Here is a 12,339-nt window from a genome sequence, read left to right as displayed (position 1 = left end):
TCGTGTACCGCCGTGAAAGGCGCACGCCGCGAATGCGGCGCGCCAGAACGGAAAAAGGCCGGTCAGCTTTCGCTGACCGGCCTTTGGAATTCCTGGTGGGGCGTGAGTGACTCGAACACTCGACCTACGGATTAAGAGTCCGCTGCTCTACCAACTGAGCTAACGCCCCCAACAGAAGAAAGATTATGCCGGTGTTTTCAGGACATGGCAAGCCCTTTCTGCAGATTTTCTTAAAATATTTCGTCAAGGCAAAGGCGGCCGTCCGCGCCGTAACGAGCGGTCGCAGTTTGCGCGCTCCCGGTATGATGACGCCACACGCGTTGCGCGGCGGTCGCGCAACGTTTTCTGGACATTCGAAGATGGACGAAAACGCAGTCCGCGAATTGCTGGATCGCCTGCTGGCCCCGTGGGTCCGCTCGCTGGGTCTGGTCCCCGTGTCGATCGGCGACGACAGCGTCACGCTGCGCCTGCCGTTTTCCGGCGAGTTCCGCCATTCGGGCGGCGTGATCTGCGGCCAGGTGTTCACGGCGGCCGCCGACACCGCGATGGTGGTCGCGATTTCGGCCGCGCTCGGCGAATTCCGGCCGATGACGACGGTGTCGCTGAACACGAACTTCATGCGTCCGGTGCGCAAGGGCGACGTGCTGGTTACCGCGCGCGTGCTGCGGATGGGCCGCAACCTCGTGTTCGGCGAAGTCGAGCTGTTCGACGAGGACGGCAAGATGGCCGTCCACGCGACGTCGACCTACGCGCTCATCGGCTGAGCGGCGCGATGTTCGACCAGATCGTCTTTGCGGGCGGCGGCAATCGCTGCTGGTGGCAGGCCGGCTTCTGGGACGTCGCGCAGCCGGCCCTCGGCCTGCGCCCGCGCGTGATCACCGGCATCTCGGCCGGCGCGGCCACCGCATGCATGCTGTATACGCGCGACGCCGCGTGGGTGATGCGCTATTACGAAGAGGCGCTGCGCCACAACCGGAAGAACGCGTACTGGGGCAACCTGTTCGGGCGCGAGCCGGTGTTTCCGCATTACCGGATCTACCGTCAGGCGCTGCTCGACATCTACGGCGAGCCGTTCGCGAAGCTCGCCGCGGCGCCGGAGATCCGCATCGGCGTGTCGCACGTGCCGCGCTGGCTCGGCGCGCGTAGCGCGGTCGCCGCCGGCCTCGTCGCATACAACATCGAAAAGTACGTGCGCAAGACGCTGCACCCGACGCTCGGGCGCACGCTCGGCTTTCGGCCGGAATTCGTGCGCGCGCAGGCCTGCACGCAGGTCGACGAACTCGCCGACCTGATCCTGCAGTCGTCCTGCACGCCGCCGTTCACGCCGGTGCTGCGGCGCGGCGGGCGGCCGGTGCTCGACGGCGGGATGGTCGACAACGTGCCGGTCGATGCGCTCGATCCGTCGCCGGGCGACGTGCTGGTGCTCGTCACGCGGCTGTATCCGCGTCCGCAGATGTTCACGGTCGCGCATGGCGAGCAGCGGCGGCTGTATGTGCAGCCGTCGAGCAAGGTCCCGATTTCGAGCTGGGATTACACGAGCCCGTCGCAGATGCGGCATGCGTACGATCTCGGGCGGCGCGACGGCGAGCATTTCCTCACGCGCGTCGGCGCGATGACGGGCGGCCGCGTGGCCGCCTGACCAAGGGGGGCCGCGCGACGTGCGCGGCCCGTGCGATCAGCGCTTGCGGATCGGCGTCAGCGCTTCCGGGTTGGCGACGCTCGACATGTCGCCGTCGTCGAACGCGAGAATGTTGCGGAATGCGGCACTGAAATACAGCTCGTAGCTTTCGCGTTCGACGTAGCCGATGTGCGGCGTGCAGATGACGTTTTCCATCCGCAGCAGGCTGTAGCCCTGCAGGATCGGTTCGCTTTCGAACACGTCGATCGCGACCATCCCCGGACGGTTGTGCGACAGTGCGTTGACGAGCGCGTTTTCCTCGAGCAGCTCGGCGCGGCTCGTGTTGACGAGCAGCGACGTCGGCTTCATCCGCATCAGGTCTTCCTGCTTCACGATCCCGCGCGTGTCGTCGTGCAGACGCAGGTGCAGTGACAGCACGTCGCTCTGCTCGAACAGCGCTTCGCGGCTCTCGGCGGCCGTGTAACCGTCGGCGCGCGCGGCTTCGAGCGAATGCTCGCGGCCCCAGACCAGCACGTTCATCCCGAACGCCTTGCCGTAACCGGCGACGAGCCGGCCGATCTTGCCGTAGCCCCAGATGCCGAGCGTCTGGCCGCGCAGCACCTGGCCGAGGCCGAAGTTCGGCGGCAGCGCCGACGTTTTCAGGCCCGACTGCTGCCACGCGCCCTGCTTCAGGTTCGCGACGTATTGCGGAATGCGGCGCTGGGCGGCCATCACGAGCGCCCAGGTCAGCTCGGCCGGCGCGACCGGCGAACCGGTGCCTTCGAGCACCGCGATGCCGCGGTCGGTACACGCGTCGAGATCGATGTGACTCGACACGCGGCCGGTCTGGCTGATCATGCGCAGGTTCGGCAGCTTTGCGAGCAATTGCGACGTAATCGGGGTCCGTTCACGAATCAGCACGAGCGCCTCGACTTCCGCCAGACGGCTGGCGAGCTGTCCCAGGCCGCGCACCGTATTGTTGAAGACCTTCACGTCGTGGCCGGCGAGCATCTCGAAGCAGTTCAGCTTGCGGACGGCGTCCTGGTAGTCGTCGAGGATGGCAATTTTCATGGTGAACGGGGTGTCGCGCGTTGAAAGCGGCAGGGGCGGCGGCGCAGCTTGCGCGGCCGTCTCGCCCGGCCGGGGCCGACATGATGCAACGTCGGCCGCCTTCATGGTGTCTTTTTAACAGGTTGTTACGCTCCGCCGCAATCGGCCCCCGCCATCCCGGGCGCTCCTCCCGCGCCGTGCAAAGGGGCGCGCTGTTGTGTCGCATCAAATACGTCTTTCCTGATTCGGCCGCTTACTCGACGAGGTTCACCCAATTGTTGCTTCAAGCAGAATAATTGGATCAAGTATCCGCAGAAGGCGAGGATTTTTGACTATTTTTATCGTCAACCGGCCCCTTGTTGAGCAACTCTGCATCATTTCCGCTGTCGTAGGAGAATTACGCATTTGCTTCATCTTTTTGAAGTTGTAACAGCGGCAGGAGTCGTTTATGGATCATTTGCAGTCGATGCGCGTGTTCGTCAAGGTTGCAGATCTCGGCAGTTTCGCGCGGGCCGCGAGCGCAATGGATATCTCCAACGCGGTCGCGACGCGCCACGTCGCCGATCTGGAAGGCCGGCTCGGCACGCGTTTGCTTAATCGCACCACGCGCAGCCTCTCCCTGACGGAGTCGGGTCAGGTCTATCTGGAGCGTGCCCGCCAGATCCTCGACGAGCTCGAGGATGTCGAACAGATGGTCGTCGCGCGCAATCACGAGCCGGTCGGCACGCTGCGCATCGTCGCGCCGGTCGTGTTCGGCCTGCACAACCTCGCCCCCGTCCTGCAGTCGTACACGGAGAATTTCCCGAAAGTGGTGCCGGATCTCACGCTGGTCGACCGGCAGGTCGATCTGGTCGAGGAAGGCTTCGACGTCGGCATCGTCGTCACGCGCCAGATGCGTAGCGCGAGCATCGTCACGCGGCGCCTGACCACCGGCTGCATGACCGTGTGCGCGACGCCCAGCTATCTGGAGAAGCACGGCGTGCCGATTCATCCGGAGCAACTCGCCGAACACCCGGCCCTGAGCCTGCCAACCGAATACTGGGGCGACGAGCGCGTGTTCACGGGGCCGGACGGCGAAGTGCGCGTACGCCCGACCAACGTGATCGTCGCGAACAACACCGCGATGCTGCGCCAGTTCGCGTTGCTCGGGATGGGCGTCGCGATCCTGCCGAGCTACCTGATCGGCAGCGACATCGCGCGCGGCGCGCTCGTGCGGCTGCTGCCGGATTTCCGGCTGCCGCAGGTCGAGATCAACATCGCGTACCCGAGCCGGCGCCATCTGCCGGCGAAGGTGCGGACGTTCATCGACCACCTCGTCGAGCATTTTAGCCACTCGACCGACGCGACGATGGGCGAACAATGGGCCGCGCAGAGCGCGACGGTGCCGCCGATCGGCGTCGAGATGCGTGCCGAGCAGCCCCCCGAATCGACCGGTCCGAACCTGCAGCCGCGCGTGGCGCGCTCGCCGCGCACGCGCGTGGCGGTGCCGTCGCCGCTGTAACGGGGCGGCGCCCGGTAGCATTACGGCCGGCGCAAATAAAAAACGCGGATCGATCGATCCGCGTTTTTTTATGGCTGCGTGCCGGCGCCGGGCACGCCCGAAGCGGCGCCCGGCGGTCGGGCCGTCACGAACCCGTCTTGCGCGCCGTCGTCTTGCGGGCGGCGGTCTTGCGCGCCGGCGCCGGTTTCTCTTCGGCGCCTTCGGTCACGGTTTCGGCATCCTTCGTCGCCGATTTGGCCGTCTTCTTCGCCGCGGCCGCCTTCGGTTCCTTCTTCTCGAACTCGAAGCCGATCTTGCCGTCCGGCTGCTTCACGAGGAACGCCTTGAAGTTGCGGCCGGTACGCGACGACTTGAAGCCCGGCAGCAGATCCGTGCGGCCGTCGGCCAGCAGCTTGCCCATCTGCTCGCGCGTGATTTCCTGCTGCAGGATCACCTTGCCCGAGCGGAAGTCGCAGGTCTTCGGGTTCGCGACCGAGTGCTCGCACACGTAGCTCATCCCGTGCTCGAACACGCGGCCCTTGCACTTCGGGCACGCGCCGACCGGTTCCTGCGCGGAGAAGTCGGGCGCTTCGCCTTCCTCGCCGCCCTGGTCCTGGCCGAAATCGAACTCGAGCTTGTAGTTCTTCGTCTCGTCGTCGAAGGACAGCTTGAGGATCGCCGAGAACGGGCGGCCCATCTTGCTGCGGAACCCGGACAGTGGCCCGATTTCCTTTTTCTGCAACAGCTCCTCGACTTCCGGGATCTCGAACTGCCGGCTACCCGGGATCTTCGAGATCGAGAAGTCGCACTTCGTGCACGCGAAGCGGCGGTAGTTTTCCTTCACCTGGCCGCCGCAATTCGGGCACGGCGTCTGAAGGGTCGCGTAGTCGCCGGGAATCGTGTCGGAATCGTATTCCTTCGCGCGCTTGACGATCTGCTGCGTCATACGGGCGATTTCCTGCATGAACGCGTCGCGGCCGAGATTGCCGCGCTCCATCTGCGACAGCTTGTATTCCCATTCGCCGGTGAGCTCGGGCGCGGTGAGTTCCTTCACGCCGAGGCCGCGCAGCAGCGTCATCAGCTGGAACGCCTTCGCGGTCGGGATCAGTTCGCGGCCTTCGCGCAGCAGGTACTTCTCGCCGAGCAGGCCTTCGATGATCGCCGCACGCGTCGCCGGCGTGCCGAGGCCCTTCGCGGCCATCGCCTCGCGCAGCTCGTCGTCCTCGACCAGTTTGCCGGCGCCTTCCATCGCGGACAGCAGCGTCGCTTCCGAGTAGCGTGCGGGCGGCTTGGTCACGAGCGCGACGGCGGCGATTTCGTCCGTCTTCACCTTCTCGTCCTTCTGCACCGGCACGAGGTTCGCGTCCGCGCCTTCGGCATCGCGGCCGTACACCTGCAGCCAGCCTGGCTCGACGAGCACCTTGCCTTCGGTCTTGAAGTGATGGCCGGCGACTTCGGTGATCCGCGTCGTGACGCGGAATTCGGCTGCCGGGAAGAACACCGCGAGGAAACGCTTCACGACCAGGTCGTACAGCTTCTGCTCCGGCTCGGACAGCGATTTCGGCGCCTGCAGCGTCGGGATGATTGCAAAGTGGTCGCTGATCTTCGAGTTGTCGAAGATCCGCTTGTTCGGCTTCACCCAGCCCTTGTCGAGCACCTGCTTCGCATGCGGCAGGTAGTTGTGGCTCTCCTTGAGCATCTCGAGCGTGGACTCGACCGTCGACAGGTAGTCTTCCGGCAGCGCGCGCGCGTCGGTACGCGGGTAGGTCAGCACCTTGTGCTTTTCATACAGCGCCTGGGCGAGGCCGAGCGTGTTCTTCGCGGAGAAGCCGAAGCGGCCGTTCGCCTCGCGCTGCAGGCTCGTCAGGTCGAACAGCAGCGGCGACAGTTGCGTCGACGGCTTCGATTCCTCGGATACCGTGCCGACCTGGTCGCGGCAGGCGGCGACGATCGTTTCGGCCGCCGGCAGGCTCCACAGGCGGGAGTCGCGTTTTTCCGGATCGAACTCGTCGCGCTTGAATTTCGGGTCGTACCACTTGCCTTCGTAGAAGCCGGCCGCGCACGCGAATTCGGCTTTCACTTCCCAGTAGTCGCGCGGGACGAAGCGGCGGATTTTCTCCTCACGTTCGACGACGATCGACAACGTTGGCGTCTGAACGCGGCCGACGGTGGTCAGGAAGAAGCCGCCGCCCTTGCTGTTGAACGCGGTCATCGCGCGGGTGCCGTTGATCCCGACGAGCCAGTCGGCTTCCGAGCGACAGCGTGCGGCGTCGGCGAGCGGCTGCATGTCCGAGTCGCTGCGCAGGTTCGCGAAACCGTCGCGGATCGCCTGCGGCGTCATCGATTGCAGCCACAGTCGTTGGACCGGCTGCTTCGCCTTCGCGTGCTGCGCGATCAGGCGGAAAATCAGCTCGCCTTCGCGCCCCGCGTCACATGCGTTGATCAAGCGGTCGACATCCTTGCGCTTCATCAGCTTCGTGAGCACCTTGAGGCGCGACTCGCTTTTTGCGATCGGGTTCAGGTCAAAATGCGGGGGGATGACGGGCAGATGCGCGAAGCTCCATTTCCCGCGCTTGACCTCGTATTCCTCCGGGGCGGCGATTTCCAGCAGGTGGCCGACAGCGGACGAAAGGACGAAATCGTCGCTCTCGTAATACTCGTCATGCTTGGTAAAGCCGCCCAAAGCGCGTGCGATGTCGTTCGCGACAGAAGGCTTTTCCGCAATGATCAGTGCTTTGGACATGACAGGTGTGTGTTGGTAGACCGGGTTCGCCGGTGTGGGTCCCTTTTACGACCGCTTTATAGCACACGCCGCAGCGACGGCGGCTCAGCGTGTAAAAAGCGGCTCATCATAGTGGGGGGCCGCAACGGCGGCAAGCGCCGGGCGCGGCGGGGCGCGCAAACCTGCGCCAAACCGCCGCGCCGGCCCGCGAATTCAGGCTTCGACGTTCAGGACGTCGCGCAATTTCGGTGCGTGAGGCGCACCGGGCACCGCGCTCAGGTCGGACAGCATGCGCTCGACGATCGCCGCGTGCGGCAGCACCGTGCCGAAGAAGCGTGCGGTGTGGGCATCCTCGATCAGGATGGTCGGGAAGTTCTCGACGTCGAGATCGTCGAGCCGGTCGGCATGGGTTTCGATGTCGATCCACGCGAAGCAGGCGTCCGGATGCGCGTCGGCGAGCCGGTCGAAGGCGGCCCGGTAGTCGCGGCACGTGCCGCACCAGTCGGCGCACAGGCACGCGACCAGCAACGTGCCGGGATCGGCGAGGCGCTCGGCGATCCGATCTGCGTCGGTGTCGAGATTCAGCGCGGGCATGGCATTCCTTGAGTAGCGTCGGCGGCCGGGCCGCCCCTATGCCGGGGAATGTAGCACGCCCCGCGCGGACGGGGTGGGCGCCGCGTCAAGCCGCGCGAAGCGTCCGCCGGGGACGCTCGCGACGCGGCCGGCGAGTTCCAGCGCGAGCAGCGCGCCATGCAGCACCTCGTCGGACAGGCCGCTGTGCTCGGCGAGCCATTCGTACGTCACGGGGCCGTATCCCAGCGCCGCGAGCACCGCCTGTTCCGACGGGTTGCCCGGTGGCGGGGCCTCGATGCGGGGCGGTGCGGCGGGCGCGACAGGGCGATCCGGTTGCGCGACGCCGTTAGCTTCGGGCTGGCGAATGTCAACCGCGTTCGGGCCAGGGTTCCCGGCCCGCACCGCGCCGCTCATCGTGCGCGCGGCCGGCTCGCCCAGCCCGTATTCCTCGAGCACGTCGAGCGGCGCCGCGGTGAGCTTCGCGCCGTCGCGGATCAGCGCGTGGCAGCCCTGCGCGAGCGGGGCGTGGATCGAACCGGGCATCGCGAACACATCGCGCCCCAGTTCGTTCGCGAGCCGCGCGGTGATCAGCGAGCCCGAGCGCGGGGCGGCCTCGACGACGAGCACGCCGATCGCGAGCGCGGCGATCAGCCGGTTGCGCTGCGGAAAATGCGCGGCGCGGGCCGGCGTGCCGAGCGGCCATTCCGACACGATCGCGCCGTGCGCGGCGATCTCGTGGGCGAGCGCGCGGTGCCGCGCCGGATAGACGAGATCGGCGCCCGTCGCGATCACCGCGACGGTGCCCGAGCGGCCATCGAGTCCGCCACGATGCGCGGCGCCGTCGATTCCGAGCGCGAGGCCCGAGACGATCGTGAGGCCCGCGTCGGACAACGCGTGCGCGAAATGCGTGGCGTCGGCGAGCCCCTGCGGCGTCGCATGGCGGCTGCCGACCACGGCGAGGCCACCTGCGTGCAGCAGGTCGAGCCGCCCCTTTACATATAGCAGCGGAGGCGGATCGTGCAGGTCGCGCAGCCGCGGCGGGTAGGCCGGGTCGCTCAGCGTGACGAGCACGTTGCCCGGCCCGTCGAGCCACGCGAGCGCGGCGCTCGTGCGCGTATCGAGATCGTCGCGCTCGCTCGCGCGCACGGCCTGCGCGGCGGCGGGGCTGCTCACGGCGGCGATCGCGTCGCCGGGCGCGCACAGCAATGCCGCCGGGGAGCCGAATGCCGCGAGCAGCGCCTGCAGCACGGCGGCCGAGAGGCCGGGCGCATGCGCGAGCTGCAGCCATGCGCGCAGCGCGGCGGGCGTCAGCGCTTGCGGGGACATGAGCCTGCCCTCGAATGCGGCGTCCAGCGGAGCGCGTGGCGCCATGATAAAATTTTCATCATCCGAAATACTCGACAGGGCCGTGCGCACAGGCGCCCGGCCGATTGCAGGAGGCGCGATGCGCGGCATTGATATGCCACGCATCCGCCTCATCTTCATTGCATCCCGGCGGCGGCGCCAGCCGGCCGGATGGCCGATGCGGCGCGCCGCTCCACCGAATACCGAACACCATGGCTTTGCTCAATATTCTTCATTACCCCGACAAGCGGCTGCATAAGGTCGCGAAGCCCGTCGACAAGGTCGACGACCGGATCCGCAAGCTCGTCGCCGACATGGCCGAGACCATGTACGCGGCGCCCGGCATCGGCCTGGCGGCCACGCAGGTCGACGTGCACGAGCGCGTGATCGTGATCGACGTCTCCGAGGAAAAGAACGAGCTGCGCGCGTTCATCAATCCGGAAATCGTGTGGTCGAGCGACGCAAAGCAGACCTATGAAGAAGGCTGCCTGTCGGTGCCCGGCATCTACGACGAAGTCGAGCGCCCCGACCACGTGCGCGTACGTGCGCTCAACGAGCAGGGCGAGACGTTCGAGCTCGACTGCGAAGGGTTGCTCGCGGTGTGCGTCCAGCACGAGATGGATCACCTGATGGGCCGCGTGTTCGTCGAATACCTGTCGCCGCTCAAACAGACGCGTATCAAGACGAAGATGAAGAAACTCGAACGCGCGATGTGATGCGCGTGCGCCCAGCCCGACTCCGAACGCTGTCATGACCCATACGTTGCGCGTGATTTTTGCCGGCACGCCGGAATTTGCCGCTGCCGCTCTTGCCGCGATCCACGAGGCCGGTTTTCCGGTGCCGCTCGTGCTCACCCAGCCCGATCGCCCGGCCGGGCGCGGGATGAAACTCCAGGCAAGCGCCGTGAAACGCTACGCCGTCGAGCACGGGATGACCGTCGCGCAGCCGCCGTCGCTGCGCCGCGCGGGCAAGTACCCGGCGGAGGCGGCCGACGCGATCGAACTGCTGCGCGCGACGCCGCACGACGTGATGGTGGTGGCCGCGTACGGCCTGCTGCTGCCGCAGGAAGTGCTCGACATTCCGCGCGCCGGCTGCATCAACATTCACGCGTCGCTGCTGCCGCGCTGGCGGGGCGCCGCGCCGATCCATCGTGCGATCGAAGCCGGCGACGCCGAGACGGGCGTCACGCTGATGCAGATGGATGTCGGTCTCGACACCGGCGCGATGATCGAGGAGGCGCGCATCGCGATCGCGCCCGACGATACGACGGCGACGCTGCACGACCGCCTCGCCGCCGACGGCGCGCGGCTGATCGTCGACGCGCTGGTGCGGCTCGAGCGCGACGGTACGCTGCCGGCGACGCCGCAGCCGGCTGACGGCGTGACCTACGCGGAAAAGATCGGCAAGCACGAAGCGGCGCTCGACTGGCGCAAGCCTGCCGACGTGCTCGCGCGCCAGGTGCGTGCGTTCGATCCGTTCCCAGGCGGCGTCGCGACGCTCGACGGCGCGGCCATCAAGCTCTGGGCCGCGGAGCCTGTGGCGGCGCGCGGCACGAATGCCGACGCAGCCCCCGGCACGATCGTCGAAGCCGCGCCGGAAGGCGTCGTGGTCGCATGCGGCAGCGGCGCGCTGCGCGTGACCCAGTTGCAGAAACCGGGCGGCAAGCGGCTGCCCGCGCGGGAATTCCTCGCCGGTTCGCCGCTCGCCGCCGGCCAGCGTTTCGCGCTGCCGGACGCTGACTGACACGGCCCGAGCGGCATTCGACCCGGTCTGCCGGCCCGGCGCAACCGGCCGGACGGCCGAGTCGCGCGGGGCCCCAGCCGCGCGTAGAATTTCCCTGCGCTCTCCGGTTTCGAGGTTTTCATGTTCGGCATCACCCATTTCGGCTTCTTCGTGTTCGCGGTTTTCCTGCTGAACATCACGCCCGGTCCCGATACGGCCTACATCGTCGGCCGCAGCGTCGCGCAGGGGCGCGGTGCCGGGCTGATGTCGGCGTTCGGCATTTCGGCCGGCTGCTGCGTCCACGCGCTCGCCTGCGCGTTCGGGCTGACCGCGCTGCTGGCGGCGTCGGCAACCGCGTTCACGGTGATCAAGCTGGTTGGCGCCGCGTACCTGATCTATCTCGGCGTGCGGATGATCATCGCGAAGCAGGCCGCCGCGCCGTCGGGCGCCGAAGCCGCGCAGGCCGCGGCCGCCAAGCCGCTGCGCCAGCTGTTCATGCAGGGTTTCTGGACCAACGTGCTGAATCCGAAGGTCGTGCTGTTCTTCGTATCGTTCTTTCCGCAGTTCGTGTCGGCCGACAGCCCGCACAAGGCTTGGGCGTTCCTGACCCTCGGCGCGGTGTTCGTCGCGATGAGCACGGTGTGGACGAGCCTGGTCGCGTGGGTGGCGGGCAGCGTCACGCAGCGCTTTTCCGGCAAGCCGGGCGTCAAGAAGTGGCTCGACCGTACCGTGGGCAGCGCTTTTGTCGGCCTCGGCCTTCGTCTTGCAGCTTCGCAACGCTGAGATTGAATTTTTCCGGCGAGACCTTATCTAACAAATTGCTTACAATTTTCCGCCGTGCGCTGCGATGCGCGGCGGGTCCCCTGACGGATAAGGAGTGGGTATGTTCAATTGGGTCAAAACGGCGATGCTGATGGCCGCGATCACGGCCCTGTTCATCGTGATCGGCGGGATGATCGGCGGCTCGCGCGGCATGACGATCGCGCTGCTGTTCGCGCTCGGCATGAATTTCTTCTCGTACTGGTTCTCGGACAAGATGGTGCTGCGCATGTACAACGCGCAGGAAGTCGACGAGAACACGGCGCCGCAGTTCTACCGGATGGTGCGCGAGCTCGCCACGCGCGCGAACCTGCCGATGCCGCGCGTCTACCTGATCAACGAGGACGCACCGAACGCGTTCGCGACGGGCCGCAACCCCGAGCACGCGGCGGTCGCCGCGACGACGGGCATCCTGCGCGTGCTGTCGGAGCGCGAGATGCGCGGCGTGATGGCGCACGAGCTTGCGCACGTGAAGCACCGCGACATCCTGATCTCGACGATCACCGCGACGATGGCGGGCGCGATCTCGGCGCTCGCGAACTTCGCGATGTTCTTTGGCGGGCGCGACGAGAACGGCCGGCCGGCCAACCCGATCGCGGGGATCGCGGTCGCGCTGCTCGCGCCGATCGCCGGCGCGTTGATCCAGATGGCGATTTCGCGGGCCCGCGAGTTCGAGGCGGACCGCGGCGGCGCGCAGATTTCCGGCGATCCGCAGTCGCTCGCCACCGCGCTCGACAAGATCCATCGCTATGCGGCGGGCATCCCGTTCCAGGCGGCCGAGGCGCACCCGGCCACCGCCCAGATGATGATCATGAACCCGCTGCACGGCGGCGGCCTGCAGAACCTGTTCTCGACGCACCCGGCCACCGAGGAGCGCATCGCGCGCCTGATGGAGATGGCGCGCACCGGCCGCTTCGAGTGACCGTCGGCGACCCGTGCGGCCGTTGCCGCGCGGCGTTGCTCGCCACCCCGCATGCTTCGCGCTGCGGGGTGTTTCATTTGTGCGCGCCG

The 12,339-nt window shown here is 67.1% G+C and carries 11 protein-coding genes and 1 tRNA gene; 7 read left to right on the top strand and 5 right to left on the bottom strand.

Annotation, left to right across the window (positions count from 1 at the left end; translation table 11 throughout):
* Positions 1 to 93 precede the first annotated feature (93 nt).
* Positions 94 to 169: transfer RNA gene (locus CFB81_RS16200), tRNA-Lys, on the bottom strand.
* A gap of 190 nt (positions 170 to 359) precedes the next feature.
* On the opposite strand from CFB81_RS16200, the gene CFB81_RS16195 reads away from it, so the two are divergent.
* Together CFB81_RS16195 and CFB81_RS16190 are read left to right on the top strand one after the other, a co-directional pair.
* Complete coding sequence (locus tag CFB81_RS16195; RefSeq protein WP_069618241.1) at positions 360 to 764, top strand: PaaI family thioesterase; 405 nt, start codon at positions 360 to 362, stop codon at positions 762 to 764.
* Between the two features lie 8 nt (positions 765 to 772).
* Positions 773 to 1,639, top strand: coding sequence for a patatin-like phospholipase family protein (locus CFB81_RS16190; protein WP_089435781.1), 867 nt, complete (start codon positions 773 to 775; stop codon positions 1,637 to 1,639).
* 36 nt (positions 1,640 to 1,675) lie between these two features.
* Here CFB81_RS16190 and CFB81_RS16185 read toward each other — a convergent pair whose 3' ends face one another.
* The gene (locus CFB81_RS16185) at positions 1,676 to 2,689 is read right to left on the bottom strand and encodes a D-2-hydroxyacid dehydrogenase family protein (protein WP_069618239.1); all 1,014 of its coding nucleotides are present in this window, start codon (positions 2,687 to 2,689) and stop codon (positions 1,676 to 1,678) included.
* 427 nt (positions 2,690 to 3,116) lie between these two features.
* Between CFB81_RS16185 and CFB81_RS16180 the strand changes: the two genes are divergently transcribed.
* Positions 3,117 to 4,169, top strand: a complete 1,053-nt coding sequence (locus CFB81_RS16180) for a LysR family transcriptional regulator (protein WP_089435780.1) — start codon at positions 3,117 to 3,119, stop codon at positions 4,167 to 4,169.
* Between the two features lie 124 nt (positions 4,170 to 4,293).
* On the opposite strand, the gene CFB81_RS16175 is transcribed toward CFB81_RS16180, so the two are convergent.
* The 3 genes from CFB81_RS16175 to dprA all read right to left on the bottom strand — a co-directional run bounded on the left by CFB81_RS16175 (position 4,294) and on the right by dprA (position 8,814).
* Positions 4,294 to 6,891: a DNA topoisomerase III gene (locus tag CFB81_RS16175; protein ID WP_069618237.1), complete on the bottom strand. Its 2,598-nt coding sequence runs from the start codon at positions 6,889 to 6,891 to the stop codon at positions 4,294 to 4,296.
* Between the two features lie 192 nt (positions 6,892 to 7,083).
* Complete coding sequence (locus CFB81_RS16170; protein WP_089435779.1) at positions 7,084 to 7,464, bottom strand: thioredoxin family protein; 381 nt, start codon at positions 7,462 to 7,464, stop codon at positions 7,084 to 7,086.
* A 36-nt stretch (positions 7,465 to 7,500) separates the two neighbouring features.
* Positions 7,501 to 8,814, bottom strand: a complete 1,314-nt coding sequence (gene dprA / locus CFB81_RS16165; RefSeq protein ID WP_179235965.1) for a DNA-processing protein DprA — start codon at positions 8,812 to 8,814, stop codon at positions 7,501 to 7,503.
* Positions 8,815 to 8,999: 185 nt separating this feature from the next.
* Between dprA and def the strand changes: the two genes are divergently transcribed.
* The 4 genes from def (at position 9,000) to htpX (ending at position 12,250) form a co-directional block, all read left to right on the top strand.
* A complete protein-coding gene (def, locus tag CFB81_RS16160; RefSeq protein WP_006485794.1) occupies positions 9,000 to 9,503 on the top strand; it encodes a peptide deformylase in 504 nt (167 codons plus the stop codon).
* 34 nt (positions 9,504 to 9,537) lie between these two features.
* Positions 9,538 to 10,530 (top strand): methionyl-tRNA formyltransferase, encoded by a 993-nt coding sequence (fmt, locus tag CFB81_RS16155; protein ID WP_069618234.1) that lies wholly within the window; start codon positions 9,538 to 9,540, stop codon positions 10,528 to 10,530.
* A 120-nt stretch (positions 10,531 to 10,650) separates the two neighbouring features.
* A complete protein-coding gene (locus tag CFB81_RS16150) occupies positions 10,651 to 11,292 on the top strand; it encodes a LysE family translocator (protein ID WP_069618233.1) in 642 nt (213 codons plus the stop codon).
* A 100-nt stretch (positions 11,293 to 11,392) separates the two neighbouring features.
* Positions 11,393 to 12,250: a zinc metalloprotease HtpX gene (htpX, locus tag CFB81_RS16145; RefSeq protein WP_011546484.1), complete on the top strand. Its 858-nt coding sequence runs from the start codon at positions 11,393 to 11,395 to the stop codon at positions 12,248 to 12,250.
* The last annotated feature ends 89 nt before the right edge of the window (positions 12,251 to 12,339 follow it).

Source organism: Burkholderia sp. AU28863 (genome assembly GCF_002223195.1).
GTDB classification, from domain to species: Bacteria; Pseudomonadota; Gammaproteobacteria; order Burkholderiales; family Burkholderiaceae; genus Burkholderia; species Burkholderia sola.
This window is presented reverse-complemented; position numbering and strand designations above follow the sequence as displayed.